The following is a 15,178-nucleotide window of genomic DNA, read 5'->3' as shown; positions in this document are numbered from 1 at the left end:
TTACTTAACAGGAATGAACTGTTTCAGGTCCCAAATTCCGAGATGAAAATGGCTGTCCGTAACGTTGATATCGTCGATCGCGCGTGAGGTACCCGGCATCAGGTAGAAGTTTTTAACGCACGGTGTGGTCGGTGATTCCGGGTTGGGTTTCAGGCATGTCCCGCTCGCATTCACGCGAAACGCGGTATTGCCTTTATTGGTTATTTTTCCGGCCACGTAGACGTAATCGACGTTCTTCTTCCGGGGCTGTACCACCAGAATGGTGCTCACCACGGCGCGGGTCATCCCTTTGCCATTCTTTTGCGAGCCGTTATCGAGATCTTCGCTGACCCCTTCATCAATGAAGGTCACGCGGTAGTAGCGCTCCCGGTCATCGGCCTTGCCGTGGTAGTAAAATTTGACGATATTGCTGGTGCCGGCGGGCATAACCATGCGCGTGGGCGTCAGCAGCAGTTCGTCGATTTTCTCCGGGTTAATGACAATGCCTTCATCCATCGGGCTGCTGATACGCTGGGCGCTGATGGAAATAATGCGCACGCTGTCCGCTTCGTTTTTTAATTCCTTGGCGGTGGAGTCGGCATCGGCAGGAATAATGGTGGTGACTTTGCCCACATTAATTGCCAGCGCGGAGGAAGAGACAAAGAGTAAAAAGAAGAAGATGGATTTGAGGCTAAACATGATATTTCCCTAAACAGGGGCTTACGCCCCTGTAACTGTCAGCTCTTAGCCCCAGGTTGCGCGGAACGCAACGGACACAGTACCTTCCCACAGGCTGTTGGTCAGGTCTTTGAACTCTTTCGCCGCACCGGTGCTGTCCTGTGCAGAATCGACGTAGAACACAAATTTGTCCTGGCCGGTCACTTCGGTATTCGCCGCCGCACCTGCGCTGGTGGTCAGGTTCCACAGGCCAGAAGAGACGCCGGTGTTGTTTGAAGAGTCAACCAGGGTCGTCCATGCCGTTGATTTCGCACCCACTGTGCCACCGATTGAGCCCAGATCGGTCCCGCCAAAGCGCGCGCCCACTTTCAGCTTGGTTGATTCGCCGCCAACGCTGAACAGGGTGTTGTCAGAGTCGTCAACAATCGCTTCCAGTTTGAAGCTGGTCGCTGAAGAGTGGTCACCACGAATAGCCACATCAAACAGACCGGTGTCGGTGTTAAAGGCTTTCGAGCTTGCGCTATAAACGAAGTTAAGGGCACGCGTCGGCGTGACAACCAGATCGGAATCGCTGTCTTTCGTTGCAGAAGCCTGCCAGGTTGCAGAAGCGGTAGTTTCCGCTGCATTAACAGCGCTCAGGGCAGAAAGTGACAGCAGTGAGCCCAGAACGATAGCGTTCAGTTTGTTCATTTATTTAGTCCTTCAAAAAAGAATCCAGATGTTTAAAAAAGGGGAGCCCCTTTTTCGAGGCGGAGTATAGTCACCCCAAAAATAACGAGGCAATACAGAAAATTTCATCCTGCCTACGGGAAAGGATGAAAAAAAACAGAATGCATTTGCATCTTGTTGTTACATAATGAATAAACTTGAGACTTTTTGATTAATAGACAAACATCTATTCTTATTACTTTGCCGTAATATCAGGATGTCGGTACGGCCATACACATCATTACAGGCAACACCAGCCCTTTAATTAGCCAGGCATGACTTTTAACCCGGGTAACATAAAAGAAGTCGATATTGTCCAGTAGCAGCTCATTGACTATTCCATCCGGTGCAGCATCATCATCAGATTTGTGCAGTTTTTTTCCTTTAATATAGTAAATATCACTGCCAGCCACTTTCTCAACATTCAGCACATAGTTGCGGTCAATCAAAAAGTGCTTCTCTCCGCGGATGAATACGCCTTTATGGATCACCGTGATACGATCGCTGCTATTAAAGAGAAGCAACGTCGTTAGCGACAGACCCGTTGACTCTCCTGACGAATAGCTTTTCCTGGAAATTGTATCTGACTGGCAGCCAAATCCCTCCTCCTGGTTTTTTTCAGGGTAAAACAGGACAATGGCGATAACAGAAAGCAGCAGTACTACACCCAATAATACGCTCAGGTATCTCTTTGACATGTTCTTAACTCCCTGTCAGGCTTCTGTAAGAGGTACAATTTTTATAGCCATCGCCGCTGTCCTGCTGATAACAGACAGCCAGGAAATCATTTTCCAGCTGTGACTTTTTAAAATTTGAATAATACGCATCAGCAGCCTGATGTTCGCAGTCTATTTGTTGACGGATAATGGCCTCTTTGGCCCGGCTAAAGTAAGCCTGTTGCGGCTGATACATGTCCTTATCGATAAGATAAACCGTACAGCGATCGATTTTGCCCAGCAGATGGATATCAGACTCTTTCGGGCGCTCTGCCACGCGCATGTTTTGATAGAAAAAAAGCGCAGCAATGCCGGCAATGACGACCAGCGCCATTACGCACAGCGTGGTAAAGCCGCTGTCCCGACGACGCAGGCGCGCAGGCGGGTCTCGCTGTTGAGTCACCACGTCGGGCGCCTCCGCCACGATTTTCTCCGGAGCAGAAACGGGTGGCCTTACCGTGTGATGTTCTATATGTGCGGCCAGGCTAAACCCTTTACCACGAATTGTTTTAATCAGCAGAGGATCGCGCCCTAAACTGCGAAAGGCTTTTCTAATTTCACTTATGGCGACATTAAGGCTGACCGAGGAGCCGGAAAAGCCGCGGTCTTCCCATACTTTCTTAATCAGGTCGTCCCTGTCGAGGGTTTTGCCATTATTAATGATAAGTTCATATAACAACCGTGCCGCCTGGTTGGATAACTTAATCGAAGATTCCTCTTCTCCATTAATCATGATCACACCGGAGTCCACTTCATAAAGCATTGCGAGATCAATAAGATACTTCATATGATTATTACACCACTGTTATAAACGACTGTATTTGTCCCGCAATAATAGGTCTAAAGAGTGTGTGGTCAAGTCATCAAATATTATTTGAGCAAGCGGCATAGAAAACTTCATAAATTAACAATTATTAATTCATTAATCAGGAACTCCGAATGAAGGTGTTTAGGTTATGATCTTAAAAAAAACATTATAGCAAGATTATAATCTTATAATATGCACATAATCGGAATAATGTTTTGTTATGTATCTTTTTGATGCAACATAATATCGTCAAGGCTCGTACTCAGGTCGCTATGCCCGCTAGCCGGTAACAGTGTGTTGCGTAGCCAGGAAACATTCTTTTTTATATAAAACAAAATATTATGGAGTTTATCATGCTCAAAACGATCATGACCGTATCTGTGCTTGCCGCAGCCATTGCTTCTACTCAGGCGATTGCCGCTGATAACTCAGCAGGTGGCGTAATTAACTTTACCGGTGCTATTACCGATACCACCTGTACGATTAATGGCGGAAAAAGCGCGGATATGACCGTCGCCCTCTCCCCAATTTCGGTTAAGGATGCCGGAACCACGGTCGGCCTGATTACGAAAAATAAAAAATCCATTTCGTTAACCTTCTCGGGCTGTACGCCTGCTGCGGGCACGACCGGCACGCCGCTGAAAGTGTACTTCTCCAGCGCCGATAATATTTCTACCGACGGTAAATACCTGCTGAATAACAGCGTAAATGAAAGTGACGCAAGCGTGGCCCGTAACGTAGGTTTCGCATTAGTGGAGCCGGGTAAATCAACGCCTGTTACGCTCAATCAGGCTTACACCACCAGCATTATGGGTACTGCAGCGGCGCCAGATTCTGAAACGCTGACGCTGGACGTTTATTACTATAAAACCAATGCCGCTGCCGCAACGGTCGGTGCATTGAGCTCTAACGTGACGTACACCATTTCCTACCTGTAATTTCAGTTAATCAGGCTTCGTTTCTGCGGAGCCTGTTTTTAAGGTTACCATTATGCGTAAGGTTATTTTGCTGGCATTCCTGCTGCTCGGCACGGGCTACTCATGGGCCAATATTGTTATTAATGGCACGCGTGTTCTTTATCCTGAGAATAACAAAGAGGTTATTGTTCAGTTAATCAATACGGGAGATGCCCCTGCGCTGGTGCAGTCATGGATCGATGACGGTGATATTAATTCGACGCCGGAAACGGCAAAAGTACCTTTTCTTTTATCCCCGCCGGTGGTGAAGGTCAACGAACATAATGGTCAGCAACTGCGCATTAAAAAGCTGCCTGCCAATTTGCCTGCCGATCGCGAGTCGGTCTTTTTCCTGAACGTGCTTGATATTCCACCGAAGCCGGAAAATGTGCAAAACCAGAATACCGTTCAGCTGGCGATTAAATCTCGCATCAAAATGTTTTACCGCCCGGCCGCGTTAACCGGCACGCTGGACGACGCGACGGGAAAACTGACGCTGATTGCCAGCGGCAAACAGTTCCGCATCGTAAATGAGAGCCCTTTCCATATTACCGTTGCCAATATTTCTCAGGGTAAAAGCAAATTATTGCAGGAATCACCGATGGTATCGCCATTTGGTCAGCTCACCGTGGCAACCAAAAGCGCGGTGACGCGCGACCAAACCTACCAGCTGATGTATGTAGACGATTTGGGTGCTTACAAAACCCGCACGCTTATCAGCCAGTGACCGGAAAGACTCGCCATGAAATTGAAACAAAACAGGCTCTGCATGTTGGCTGTCTGCTCGCTTCTGCTTTCGCATAAATCGGGTGCGGTATCGTTTGATACTTCCCTGCTTGCTGGCGCATCCGGCGAGTCCGATCTGTCACGTTTTTACGAAAACAACGCCATGCCTGCCGGCCCGCAGGAGATGGATATTTACGTCAACGGGGACTGGAAGGGACGCTACACGGTGACCTATGGCGAACAGCGTGATGAAGTTCGCCTTGCATGGAAAGATGCCCTGATGCTGGGGATCAACACCAAAGCGATTCCGGCGCCCGCAATTGCTCAGGGACAGGTGCAACTGCACGATCTCGTTCAGGGTGGCGAGGTGAAAACGGATACCGGCACCCTGAGCCTGGCGCTCACCGTGCCACAGGCGGCCGTGCTGCACACGGAAGAGGGCTACGTTGCGCCTCAGTTCTGGGATGAAGGGATCCCGGCGCTCATGCTCTCCTGGAACACCACCTGGTACAACACGCGGACGAAAGGCTCAGCGAAAGAGACCAACGATGATTTTTACGCCGGGCTGGATTCCGGTGCCAACCTGCTGGGCTGGCAGTTTCGCGACAGCAGCACCTGGCGCAAATCCGCAAGCGGCGACAGCAGCTGGCAAAACAATACCCGCTACCTGCGTCGCCCGCTGGCGGCGCTGAAATCTAACCTGACGCTGGGTGACTTTTATATTCCGGGCGATCTGTTTGATTCCCTGCGCGTGCGCGGCGTCTCGCTGGCGTCAGATATCAAAATGCGTCCCAACTCGCAGCAAGGCTTTTCGCCGGTAGTGCACGGGGTGGCGCGCACCAACGCCCTGGTAAAAGTGATCCAGAACGGCAACGTCATCTATCAGGAAAACGTTCCGCCGGGCCAGTTTACCCTCGACAGCATTCAGCCGACCGGGTCGGCCGGCGACCTGCTGGTGGTCGTGCGCGAAGCTGACGGTTCACAGCAATCCTTCACGGTGCCCTTCTCTGCCGTGCCCGGCATGCTCAAAGAGGGCGTGAGCGAGTACAGCATGATCGCGGGTAAAGTCCATCAGAACACCGTCGAGGCGGAACCGGCCTTCCTGCAGGCCACGCTGCGCTATGGCTTTAATAACCTGATAACCGGGTATACCGGTACGATCGTGAGCGACAATTATCAGGCCGGGCTTATCGGCACCGGCTGGAATTTGCCGTTCGGCGCGGTCTCCGTGGACGTCACCCATGCCAAGACGACGCTGCAGGACAGAACCGACAGCGGCCAAAGCTTTCGCGTGTCGTACAGTAAGTTTATCGATACGACAGCCACCAACTTCACGCTGGCGGCCTACCGCTATTCCACAAAAGGCTATTACAGCTTTAGCGACGCGCTCTACTCCCGTGAAGGGTATCAGCGCCTGAAAGCGCAGTATGACGACTATAAGGATCGCTTCGGGGTCGCCCCGGAGATGACGATGAGCACCTGGGATGCCCTGCGCGCCGCGCAGCCTAAAAATACCTTCACCCTAAACCTGAACCAGCGTCTGCTCAATAACTGGGGCACGGTATTTATCTCCGGCACGCAGCGCGACTACTGGAACGCCACGCAAACCTCGCGCGAATACCAGGCAGGTTATTCCAACGCCATCGGCCGGGCCAGCTACACCGTCTCCGCCAGCCGGGTGCGCAACAGCGAGCGTGAAGAGGAGACGCGTTTTTACCTCTCCCTCAGCCTGCCGTTCTCAGCGTTTGATAACAACGCGTGGATCACCTCCAGCCTGACGGCCAGCGACTCGCATTATGAGCAGAGCAATATCAGCATAAGCGGCAACGCGCTGGAGTCGAACCGCCTGAGCTATACGCTCTCCGGCAGCAATGCCCGGGGCGGGAACAACACGGCCAGCGTGAATACTGCATACCGTTCGAACTTCGCCACGCTGGGGGGTTCATACAGCGAGTCCTCCGACTACCGCCAGACCGGACTGAACGGGCGCGGCAGCCTGGTCGCCGTGCCGTGGCATCTGCTTGCCTCGAACGAAACCGGCACCACCATGACGATTGTCGATGCCCCTAAGGCGGAAGGACTGATGGTCAACGGAGATGAAAGTATCGTGACCAACCGTGACGGCGTGGCGCTGGTCCCTTACGCCACGCCGTACCGTAAAAACGCCATTACCCTGTCCGAAACGGCAAACAGCCGTGGGGCAGAAGTGCGCGGCAACATCGCTAACGTCGCCCCGTACGATGGCGCGGTGAATTACATCCGCTTCGACACCGACCAGCGCCAGTCCTGGATGCTTCGCGCCACCCGTCCAGACGGGGCGCCGCTGCCGTTTGGTACCGAAGTGCTGAACGAGCGCGGCGAGTCGGTGGGGTATGTCGGCCAGGCCAGCGTGCTCTACATCCGCGCGGAAGAGCCGCCACGCGCGCTTAACGTCCACCTGCGTGGCGGAAACTGCAATATCGCCGCACCGGCGTGGGGGCTGGAAAGCCCGCCTTCTGTTTGCCATAACTAACGGAACATCAACATGATACGGTTACTGACCTTTCTGTTTCTCGCCTGCGTCAGCGGGGCAAGCTATGCCACCTGCTCCGGAGGCAGCATTTCCTATGGCCCGCCAATCAGCGTCGACCTGTCGGATAAGCTCACGCCGGCCACGCCAACCTGGACCGGAAGCTTCACCACCCAGTACAGCGGATCGTTCAACTGCTCAACCGGCAACAGCGAGTTTTCCTACACGCCGATCCTCTCGACCGACAGTAACTACGCCACCATTCTGGGCTTCAGTAACAATAAATATATGGTGCGGGCGGAGATCACCAGCACGCATCCCAACAAGACGCTGGCCGCCAGCGGTAACCATACGGCTTCAGAGCTGAATACCCCTTTCACCGTGCGCTTTACGCTGGTAAACCAGAGCGGCACCACCCTTACGGGCGACACGGCGACCATGAGCGACGTGCTGTTCGTCAGCGATATGAGCGGCATGTCGCTGTGGGAGATCATTACCTGGCCGATAAACCAGCTGGTGAAAATTGTGCAGTGGCTATTTAACGGCTTTAAGTGGCCATACGATAACCGCGACATGTTTGGTCAGCCGATGACCATTAAATATGCGCCGAAGCTGACGACCTGCTCGTTTGACAACGCGGGGCTGACGGTGACTCTGCCTACGCTCGGCATTCCCCAGCTTAGCGCCTCTTCTCAGCCTGGGCTGACCCCCTTCACGCTTAACATGAGCTGCCAGAACCTGAGCGCGAACGGCAGTTCTGACCGGGCCATCGAGATGTTCCTCTCCAGCAATCAGCTGCTCTCTACCGACAGCTCGGTACTGGTTGATACCAGCAGCAGCGCCGCGCAGGGCGTTGGCCTGCGGCTGATTCAGCGGAACAACCCGCAGCTGCCGGTTGTTTTCTCAACCTCCACCACCAGCCGTGGAAACGCCACGCTGCTGTTTAGCGTGGCGGCAGGCGGGGCACTAAACAAGACCTTCACCCTGCCGATGGCGGCGTCGTATTATGTCTGGGCGCCGGGGAAAGTCACCCAGGGCAAGCTGAATACCTCGGCCACGCTGAATATTATCTATCCGTAATACGCAGTCCGGAACATCATCGCTTAGTTCCCGATTTTCCCCGCCATCTGCAGGTACCTGATCAGTTCACTGTGGTTGGCGAGGTTGAGCTTCTTCATCGCATTGTGCTTTTGGGTGGCGATGGTACTGGCAGAGCGGCTTCGCAGCTGGGCAATTTCCGTCACCGTGTAGCCTTCCACAATAAGATGAAGAACCTCCCATTCCCGGGCGGAAAGCACCGAGCGCGAGCGCGCGCCGGCGCGCATCATCCCCTTCAGAAAGGATGAGATCCGCGGCTTAACGTCCTCTGTCGTCAGCAGCGCCCGTAATTCCGTTTTCAGCTCCCCGGGCTCGTCCTGCAGAGAAAGCGTCAGCTCGTACTTCATCTCCAGCACTTTTTTTAATAGCCCGTACTGTAGTTCCGGAACAAAAAGCACGCGCTTTACGTTATGCGTATGACACAACATATTAAGCCTGTTACTGGTTTGCACTCCCCAGGCGTTATGATTAAACAGATAGCTGAACTCCGTTATCACTATATCGACCTGGCGATCGATAATCGCATCAAAGAGCTGCTCTGTTGATTCAACTATCGATATGTGCAGGGAATATTCAGGCAGTAATTTCTGCAGCGCATCGCTTATCATCTCCTGCAGAATATTGACCCGATAAAACACAATAACCCTGACGGTTAATTCAGAATAAATCATATTATTTCATTGTTAACGCGAATAAAGGAGAGAGATAGTAATTTAATAAAACCACGCTCACAACTTATTCCCGCCAGGATTTTAACGCCTGGGCCGATAAAAATCCGCAACGGGGGAAAACAATAGCCTGAGGTAAGGATTTCCGGGACCGAAAGAGGCATAACCCACGCAAAAACCGGCCTGCACGGCCATCCCGAACCAGACCAAATCTTAACTTTCGTTATTTTTCAGCATAAAAACCTGTTTGCAATATTATAAGAAGATTAAACATATTGGTTCTGACATTAAAATATTTTTTGAATTTTATTTCCCTCTAATAAAAAACATCCTCTTTACTCGATATGTTCCTCTGGCATACCTTTTACGCATCATCCCACCACCAATTAACGGGTGACCACTCCATTCGAATGACCGTTTTGCTTACAGGGACCTGGTGCTTAGCTAAAGGAGAATGACCATGAAAGAAAAAATATATGTGGCCGTTGTTGATAGTTGCGAGTTCACAATGATTGGCCTGCAATATCTTGGTAACCGCGAACCTGACGAGCATCGGGATGTTATTTTCCATGGGTTTAGAAATATTGAAGATTTTCTTCTCAGCGAACGGACGTGGGATATCGTGATTTACGATCCGCTGAATACCGGAAGCTTTGTGATTACGCCAAATGAAGACATCCTGCGCATGAAAGAAATACAGCCTGATGCGAGGATCTATATCTACTCGTTATCTGCCGGTTTCCTGAAGTTTAAGCATGTTGATGGCGTCATCAATAAGCGCGTTTCGCTGGGGGACATCAAGGCGATGTGGCAAATCCTGATGAGCCAGACGCCAAAGGCGTTAAACCATTACAACGTAAGCATTACGACGCGACAGCGCCCTGCAAGGCTCTCTAATGAGGAAGCCAGCGTGCTTCGGGGCTACTCATGTAACCTGAAAACCAAGCAAATTGCCCGCCAGCTGGGCTGTAACGTCAGGCTGGTCTATTTCTACAAAAACAACGCCATGAATAAGCTCAAGGCCGTCCGGGGCCCCTCGTTCTATCAGAGCATTCGCTGGATCTTGAATTAACTTCCCGACCGTGTGTCGTTTGCCTTTGTTCCCGTGTCCGCGGGAACCTTTTTTTCTCAGGGTCTCGTCATGTACACCGTTCTACCCTCTCCCATGCTGCATACCATTACGGGGCTGCGGTTTCAGCCTTTAGTGGATTTTCATTCCGGCCAGGCCGTGGCGCATGAGGTTCTTGTGGAGATCCACAACGTCAATCTGGAGGTGTTCTTCGCTTCGCTGCCCGCCCGCTGTGCGCTGCAAATCTTTTTCTGGCAGGCCAACACGCTGTTACGGAGGCCGGACAAAGGCCAGTACTGGCTAAATTTTCCGGCCGCTCGGCTGCTTGACCCCAAAGCCATCGAGCTGTTGCTGGCCCTACGCCACCAGCAGCGCTTAACGATTGAGATTCAGGACCCGCTAACCCTGACCCGCATGAGTACCGCGGAGCAACACGGCATCCACAAAAACCTGCACCGGCTTAAGGCGGCGGGCTGGAAAATCTGGCTGGACGACCTGACGTACGAGCTGGCAGACGACTATGCGCGACTTGCCCTGCCGGTTGACGGCATCAAGCTTGACCGCTCAGAGCTCAACGCCGCTTCCCGGTTTGACGCATTCGTTCACTTCGTCAGAGATAACATTGCCAGAGCTGTCGTGGTTGAAGGGATTGAAACCGCGCAGGATCTGCAGCGAGCCCGCGCGTCGGGAGCCCGGTTTGGCCAGGGTTTTCTCTGGCCGGAAAGCCGGGTAGACGCCAGCGTGACGGCGTAAAAGCCGGTGGCTTTACCAGCCTGGCACCGCGCCGCCGTTGAAGATCGTTTCGGCCGCTTTTGCCACCTCAGGCGACTGATACGACTGTATGAATTCCTTCACGTTTTCCGTATCTTTCTTGTCCTCACGCGTCACGACAATGTTCACATACGGCGAGTTTTTATCTTCTATGAAGACGCTATCGTGAACCGGCGACAGGCCGGTTTGCTGGAGGTAGGTGGTACTAATAATGGCGATATCCACCTTCGGATCGTCCAGCACGCGCGGCAGCTGCGCGCCTTCCAGCTCCATAATCTTCAGATTTTTAGGGTTTGCGGTGATATCCAGCGCCGTCGGCAGCAGGCCAACGTCCGGCTTCAGGGCAATCAGCTTCTCTTTTTGCAGCAGCAGCAGCGCGCGACCGAGGTTGGTTGGGTCGTTAGGAATGGCAATCGTTGCGCCGTCTTTCAGTTCATTCACCGATTTAATCTTGCGGGAATAGCCAGCCATCGGGAAGACGAAGGTGTTTGCAACGGCAACCAGTTTGTAGCCGTGCGCCTTGTTATCTTCTGCGAGAAACGGGCGGTGCTGGAAGACGTTGGCATCCAGCTCTCCCTGGTTAGTGGCATCGTTGGGCAGCAGCGATCCGCTAAAGCCCACCAGCTCGACGTCCAGACCGTATTTCTCTTTTGCCACCTTTTTAGCGACTTCCGCCACGTCCTGCTCGGCACCGTTAATCACGCCGACCTTAATGTGTTTGGCATCATTGCTGCTTTGGTCACAGCCCGCGAGCAGCAGGCCAGTCAGGAGAAGCGCACCCAGTCGAAGTTTCACGAGACAGTTCCTTTTGTTAGACGTTTTGAAGACTATATCGACAACGCGACGGCGCGCTAAAAAACGAAAAGGAATCAATAAGAAGGATAAGTTATATGCGGTCTATTGCCGGGTGGCGCTGCGCTTACCCGGCCTACGCGCGGAGGTGTTGTAGGCCCGGTAAGCAAAGCGCCACCGGGCGATGGGCATCACGCCTGCCGACGCAGCGGCGCTTCCCGTAAAAACCACGACAGCGCAAACGCCAGCACCATAATCCCTGCCGCCAGCAGGAACACCGCGTGAATGGCCGAGCCGAACGCATCAAGGTAGTCCAGCCTCAGGGCGTCTGGCAGATGATGGATGGCGGTCGGGTTCAGCTCGCGCGGCAGTTCCGCGCCTTCCGGAAGGCTGTCCATCTGCCCCGATTGCAGAATATTCGTGAATACCGCGCCAAACAGCGCGACGCCAATGGCCCCGCCAATGGAACGGAAGAGCGTGACGCCAGAGGTGGCTACGCCGTATTGATCCGCCGACACGCTGTTTTGCACCGCCAGCACCAGCACCTGCATCACCAGTCCCAGCCCCATGCCCAGCACGCTGGTGAACAGATAAAGCTGCCAGGTTGGCGACGTGATTGAAATGCGCGTCAGTAAAAACATCCCCACCACGCCAAGCAGCGTGCCGAGGATCGGGAACAGGCGATATTTCCCGGTACGGCTGATGATCCGCCCGCTGATAATCGAGGTCAGCAGCAGCCCGCCCATCAGCGGAGTGAGCTGCAAACCGGCCTGCGTTGGCGTGGCGTCTTTCACCACCTGCTGGTACAGCGGCAGGAAGGTCACTGAGCCAAACAGCGACATACCGATGATAAAGCCAATCAGGCTGCAGAGCAGGAAGCTGCGGTCGCGGAACAGCGACAGCGGAATAATCGGCTCCCACGCCAGCCGCTCCTCATAGATAAACCCGGCAATGCCCGTCAGGCCAAAGGCCAGAATGCACCACAGCTGTGGGTCGCTCCACGGGCGAACGGTGCCGCCTTCGGTGGTAAACAGGATGATGCACAGCAGCGCCATGCTGAGGTAAATCGCCCCCAGATAGTCAATCTCGTGCTTGCTGCGCCGCGCGCTGCCGTGAAATACCGCACCTATTACCAGCAGCGCAAACAGCCCCAGCGGCAGGTTGATGTAGAAAATCCAGCGCCAGGATGCGTGCTGGACAATAAACCCGCCGATCAGCGGCCCGATGACCGTCGCCAGGCCAAACACGCCGCCAAACAGCCCCTGATAGCGCCCGCGATCGGCTGGCGGGATCACGTCTGCCACGGCGGCCATGCTGATCACCATCAGGCCGCCGCCGCCCAGCCCCTGCAGGGCACGCATCAGCACCAGCTGGGTCATGTTTTGCGCCAGCCCGCACAGCGCGGAGCCCACGAGGAACAGCACAATGGCGATTTGCAGGACAATTTTGCGGCCAAACAGATCGCCGAATTTACCGTACAGCGGCACCACGATGGTGGAGCTGAGGATATAGGCCGTCACTACCCAGGAGAGCTTATCCAGGCCGCCCAGCTCACCGACAATGGTAGGCAGCGCGGTAGAGACGATGGTTTGATCAAGCGCAGAAAGCAGCATCACCAGCAGCAGCGCGCTGAACAGCAGCTTAATCGACGGCGCTTTTTGCGCGGGTGGGTTCATGACGTCGGATTCCATAAGAGATCGCTTGAAATTAATTAATCGCATAATTAATATTTGTGGAAGTGATGAATAAGATCAAGAGGCACCGTGGTCATGCCAGCATTAAAAGACAATTCTGAACCGCGCCGCCCCGGCCGCCCTCGCGGGGGTAAACGTGTCACCGCCAGCCGCGAACAGCTGCTGGATATCGCCCTGAACCTCTTTTCCCGTCAGGGGATCGCCAATACCTCCCTCAATGCTATTGCCAAAGAGGCGGGCGTCACGCCCGCGATGCTGCACTATTACTTCAACTCCCGAGAGCAACTGCTGGATGCGATGATTGAGGAGCGTTTCCTGCCGTTACGCGAGCGGATCGGGACGATTTTCGCCGATAACCGGGATTCGCCGGTGAACGCCCTGACGGAAATGGTTAAAGTGCTGGCCGAACTGGCGGAACAGTATCACTGGTTTGCACCGCTGTGGATGCAGGAGGTGATTGGCGAAATGCCGGTACTGCGCACCCATCTTCAGGCGCGGTTTGGTGACGAGAAGTATCAGGCGACGCTTACCACCATCAAAGGCTGGCAGCAGGAAGGGAAGCTGAATCAGGCGCTGGCACCGGAGCTGCTGTTTACCACCTTGCTGAGCCTGGTGCTGGTGCCGTTCTCACGCATGCGCAATGACGAGAGGCTAAAATCCCTCTCGCCGGAAATCATTGTCCGTCATGCGCTTGCCGTAATCGGCACCGGGATCGGCGGTTAAAGCGCCTTTGCCAGATAGTGGCGCTGCATGCCCGCATAGGGGTAATCCTGCAGCGACATCTGCAGCCGGTAGCCCTGTTTTTCATAGAACGGGCGCGCCTGGAAACTGGCAGTATCGACCAGCGCGTGCTTGCAGCCCTGGCGTCGGGCTTCATCTTCTGCCGTTTTGATGAGCTGGCTGCCCACGCCGGTTCCCCGCACGGTGTCGCTCACCCAGAGATAGTCAATATTCAGCCAGTCACCTTTGCGCACGCCGATTAATCCGCCCAGCATTGCGCCATTATCGTCTCGCATGTAAACGCCAACATCACCACTAAAGTTCGTCATATCTAAAAACTGGGCGTTGTAAGCTCTTAATCCCACAAATAACTCTTCTTTCTCTTCGGGTGTGACTTTTTTAGTGATGCTCAACTGCATATTGTTCTCCTTATTTTCAGCGCAATCTGAATATCTCACAGCTTAACCTTCATAAAAACTCCTTATTTCCTCCATTGTTTAATCCAGGAAATATTCATTCAATATGTAAATAAAAAAAGCCTTTCCAATACACACCTAAAACGTATAATGAGAACGATCATTCTCACTTTTACACGGTAGCCGACGATGAGCACAAAGCTGGAAGAACGACAAAAATTGCGCCAGGACGAGATCATCACCGCCGCGCGCCGCTGCTTTCGCGCCAGCGGGTTTCACGCCGCCAGCATGTCGCAGATTGCCAGCGAGGCGAAGCTCAGCGTCGGACAAATTTACCGTTATTTCAGCAACAAAGACGCGATTATTGAAGAGATGATCCGCCGTATCATCGACTCGCGCATCGAGGAGATGCAGGGCAAAACGCTGGTAGAAGGGATGCCGCAGGCCCTCGCCTGGCGGCAAACGCTCAACGAGGATGACGATGCGCTGATGCTGGAAATGTCCGCCGAGGCCACGCGTAATCCTCAGGTTGCCGCCATGCTGATCGAAGCCGAATCGCGCATGTTTACCAACGCCTGCGAGCACCTGAAAAAGCAGTTCCCCCACCTGAGCGATGAGCATATTCGCTGCTGCGTGGAGATTACCGCCGTGATGATCGAAGGAACGATTTACCGTCGACTCGCGCCGTTAAAAGTACCGTCAGAACAATTAGAACCTCTTTATCAGGATATTTTAAATATGCTTTTCTCTGCGAAGTAATCGCATATGAATAATTAGCGGGAATAAGTAATTCCCCTTTTTTACATTTCTGGCTCAGCCAGAGATGCGGTATCGCTGTGCCTTTAAATAGCCCTCCTCCCTGTTAAGCGA

General features: G+C 53.3%; 16 protein-coding genes. 8 read left to right on the top strand and 8 right to left on the bottom strand.

What is annotated here, in order from left to right; genetic code table 11:
- The 4 genes from ACTJJA_RS17795 to ACTJJA_RS17780 all read right to left on the bottom strand — a co-directional run bounded on the left by ACTJJA_RS17795 (nucleotide 1) and on the right by ACTJJA_RS17780 (nucleotide 2,868).
- The gene (locus tag ACTJJA_RS17795) at nucleotides 1–678 is read right to left on the bottom strand and encodes a pilus assembly protein (protein WP_440668835.1); all 678 of its coding nucleotides are present in this window, start codon (nucleotides 676–678) and stop codon (nucleotides 1–3) included.
- 45 nt (nucleotides 679–723) lie between these two features.
- A complete protein-coding gene (locus tag ACTJJA_RS17790) occupies nucleotides 724–1,347 on the bottom strand; it encodes a common pilus major fimbrillin subunit EcpA (RefSeq protein ID WP_059310291.1) in 624 nt (207 codons plus the stop codon).
- Between the two features lie 230 nt (nucleotides 1,348–1,577).
- Nucleotides 1,578–2,063, bottom strand: a complete 486-nt coding sequence (locus ACTJJA_RS17785) for a hypothetical protein (RefSeq protein WP_440668834.1) — start codon at nucleotides 2,061–2,063, stop codon at nucleotides 1,578–1,580.
- Between the two features lie 4 nt (nucleotides 2,064–2,067).
- Nucleotides 2,068–2,868, bottom strand: coding sequence for a transcriptional regulator (locus tag ACTJJA_RS17780; protein WP_063957955.1), 801 nt, complete (start codon nucleotides 2,866–2,868; stop codon nucleotides 2,068–2,070).
- Nucleotides 2,869–3,242: 374 nt separating this feature from the next.
- Between ACTJJA_RS17780 and ACTJJA_RS17775 the strand changes: the two genes are divergently transcribed.
- Genes ACTJJA_RS17775 through ACTJJA_RS17760 form a run of 4 tightly spaced genes read left to right on the top strand, consistent with a single transcriptional unit; the run spans nucleotide 3,243 to nucleotide 8,160 of the window.
- Complete coding sequence (locus tag ACTJJA_RS17775) at nucleotides 3,243–3,827, top strand: fimbrial protein (protein WP_440668833.1); 585 nt, start codon at nucleotides 3,243–3,245, stop codon at nucleotides 3,825–3,827.
- Nucleotides 3,828–3,879: 52 nt separating this feature from the next.
- Nucleotides 3,880–4,572, top strand: a complete 693-nt coding sequence (locus ACTJJA_RS17770) for a fimbrial biogenesis chaperone (RefSeq protein WP_440668832.1) — start codon at nucleotides 3,880–3,882, stop codon at nucleotides 4,570–4,572.
- Nucleotides 4,573–4,587: 15 nt separating this feature from the next.
- Nucleotides 4,588–7,083, top strand: a complete 2,496-nt coding sequence (locus ACTJJA_RS17765; protein WP_440668831.1) for a fimbria/pilus outer membrane usher protein — start codon at nucleotides 4,588–4,590, stop codon at nucleotides 7,081–7,083.
- A gap of 12 nt (nucleotides 7,084–7,095) precedes the next feature.
- A complete protein-coding gene (locus ACTJJA_RS17760; RefSeq protein WP_047347476.1) occupies nucleotides 7,096–8,160 on the top strand; it encodes a fimbrial protein in 1,065 nt (354 codons plus the stop codon).
- A 23-nt stretch (nucleotides 8,161–8,183) separates the two neighbouring features.
- Here ACTJJA_RS17760 and ACTJJA_RS17755 read toward each other — a convergent pair whose 3' ends face one another.
- Nucleotides 8,184–8,849: a response regulator transcription factor gene (locus ACTJJA_RS17755; protein WP_440668830.1), complete on the bottom strand. Its 666-nt coding sequence runs from the start codon at nucleotides 8,847–8,849 to the stop codon at nucleotides 8,184–8,186.
- Nucleotides 8,850–9,306: 457 nt separating this feature from the next.
- On the opposite strand from ACTJJA_RS17755, the gene ACTJJA_RS17750 reads away from it, so the two are divergent.
- Together ACTJJA_RS17750 and ACTJJA_RS17745 are read left to right on the top strand one after the other, a co-directional pair.
- Nucleotides 9,307–9,918 carry a helix-turn-helix transcriptional regulator gene (locus ACTJJA_RS17750; protein ID WP_440668829.1) on the top strand — a complete coding sequence of 204 codons (612 nt, stop codon included), beginning with the start codon at nucleotides 9,307–9,309 and terminating at the stop codon, nucleotides 9,916–9,918.
- A gap of 69 nt (nucleotides 9,919–9,987) precedes the next feature.
- Nucleotides 9,988–10,668 carry an EAL domain-containing protein gene (locus tag ACTJJA_RS17745; RefSeq protein ID WP_440668828.1) on the top strand — a complete coding sequence of 227 codons (681 nt, stop codon included), beginning with the start codon at nucleotides 9,988–9,990 and terminating at the stop codon, nucleotides 10,666–10,668.
- A 12-nt stretch (nucleotides 10,669–10,680) separates the two neighbouring features.
- On the opposite strand, the gene nlpA is transcribed toward ACTJJA_RS17745, so the two are convergent.
- Complete coding sequence (gene nlpA / locus ACTJJA_RS17740) at nucleotides 10,681–11,481, bottom strand: lipoprotein NlpA (RefSeq protein ID WP_440668827.1); 801 nt, start codon at nucleotides 11,479–11,481, stop codon at nucleotides 10,681–10,683.
- A 188-nt stretch (nucleotides 11,482–11,669) separates the two neighbouring features.
- Entirely contained in the window at nucleotides 11,670–13,154 is a 1,485-nt protein-coding gene (locus ACTJJA_RS17735) for an MDR family MFS transporter (RefSeq protein WP_440668826.1), read from the bottom strand.
- Between the two features lie 93 nt (nucleotides 13,155–13,247).
- Between ACTJJA_RS17735 and ACTJJA_RS17730 the strand changes: the two genes are divergently transcribed.
- Nucleotides 13,248–13,895 carry a TetR/AcrR family transcriptional regulator gene (locus tag ACTJJA_RS17730; RefSeq protein ID WP_440668825.1) on the top strand — a complete coding sequence of 216 codons (648 nt, stop codon included), beginning with the start codon at nucleotides 13,248–13,250 and terminating at the stop codon, nucleotides 13,893–13,895.
- Here ACTJJA_RS17730 and ACTJJA_RS17725 read toward each other — a convergent pair.
- Nucleotides 13,892–14,311, bottom strand: coding sequence for a GNAT family N-acetyltransferase (locus ACTJJA_RS17725; RefSeq protein ID WP_440668824.1), 420 nt, complete (start codon nucleotides 14,309–14,311; stop codon nucleotides 13,892–13,894). The two genes, ACTJJA_RS17730 and ACTJJA_RS17725, sit on opposite strands and share 4 nt — an antisense overlap.
- Before the next feature lie 186 nt (nucleotides 14,312–14,497).
- Between ACTJJA_RS17725 and ACTJJA_RS17720 the strand changes: the two genes are divergently transcribed.
- Nucleotides 14,498–15,067 carry a TetR/AcrR family transcriptional regulator gene (locus tag ACTJJA_RS17720; RefSeq protein WP_216358209.1) on the top strand — a complete coding sequence of 190 codons (570 nt, stop codon included), beginning with the start codon at nucleotides 14,498–14,500 and terminating at the stop codon, nucleotides 15,065–15,067.
- The last annotated feature ends 111 nt before the right edge of the window (nucleotides 15,068–15,178 follow it).

The organism is Enterobacter sp. 22452, from assembly GCF_052045065.1.
GTDB classification, from domain to species: Bacteria; Pseudomonadota; Gammaproteobacteria; order Enterobacterales; family Enterobacteriaceae; genus Enterobacter; species Enterobacter mori.
The sequence above is the reverse complement of the archived record's forward strand: the minus strand, read 5'-3'. Positions and strand labels throughout refer to the sequence as shown.

Excerpts from the sequence above, each read along its gene's own strand:
- ACTJJA_RS17720 (WP_216358209.1), top strand. The coding sequence starts at position 14,498 with ATGAGCACAAAGCTGGAAGAACGACAAAAATTGCGCCAGGACGAGATC.
- ACTJJA_RS17735 (WP_440668826.1), bottom strand. The coding sequence starts at position 13,154 with ATGAACCCACCCGCGCAAAAAGCGCCGTCGATTAAGCTGCTGTTCAGC.
- ACTJJA_RS17755 (WP_440668830.1), bottom strand. The coding sequence starts at position 8,849 with ATGATTTATTCTGAATTAACCGTCAGGGTTATTGTGTTTTATCGGGTC.
- ACTJJA_RS17775 (WP_440668833.1), top strand. The coding sequence starts at position 3,243 with ATGCTCAAAACGATCATGACCGTATCTGTGCTTGCCGCAGCCATTGCT.
- ACTJJA_RS17795 (WP_440668835.1), bottom strand. The coding sequence starts at position 678 with ATGTTTAGCCTCAAATCCATCTTCTTCTTTTTACTCTTTGTCTCTTCC.
- ACTJJA_RS17785 (WP_440668834.1), bottom strand. The coding sequence starts at position 2,063 with ATGTCAAAGAGATACCTGAGCGTATTATTGGGTGTAGTACTGCTGCTT.
- ACTJJA_RS17745 (WP_440668828.1), top strand. The coding sequence starts at position 9,988 with ATGTACACCGTTCTACCCTCTCCCATGCTGCATACCATTACGGGGCTG.
- ACTJJA_RS17765 (WP_440668831.1), top strand. The coding sequence starts at position 4,588 with ATGAAATTGAAACAAAACAGGCTCTGCATGTTGGCTGTCTGCTCGCTT.
- ACTJJA_RS17725 (WP_440668824.1), bottom strand. The coding sequence starts at position 14,311 with ATGCAGTTGAGCATCACTAAAAAAGTCACACCCGAAGAGAAAGAAGAG.
- ACTJJA_RS17760 (WP_047347476.1), top strand. The coding sequence starts at position 7,096 with ATGATACGGTTACTGACCTTTCTGTTTCTCGCCTGCGTCAGCGGGGCA.
- ACTJJA_RS17790 (WP_059310291.1), bottom strand. The coding sequence starts at position 1,347 with ATGAACAAACTGAACGCTATCGTTCTGGGCTCACTGCTGTCACTTTCT.
- ACTJJA_RS17770 (WP_440668832.1), top strand. The coding sequence starts at position 3,880 with ATGCGTAAGGTTATTTTGCTGGCATTCCTGCTGCTCGGCACGGGCTAC.
- ACTJJA_RS17750 (WP_440668829.1), top strand. The coding sequence starts at position 9,307 with ATGAAAGAAAAAATATATGTGGCCGTTGTTGATAGTTGCGAGTTCACA.
- ACTJJA_RS17780 (WP_063957955.1), bottom strand. The coding sequence starts at position 2,868 with ATGAAGTATCTTATTGATCTCGCAATGCTTTATGAAGTGGACTCCGGT.
- ACTJJA_RS17730 (WP_440668825.1), top strand. The coding sequence starts at position 13,248 with ATGCCAGCATTAAAAGACAATTCTGAACCGCGCCGCCCCGGCCGCCCT.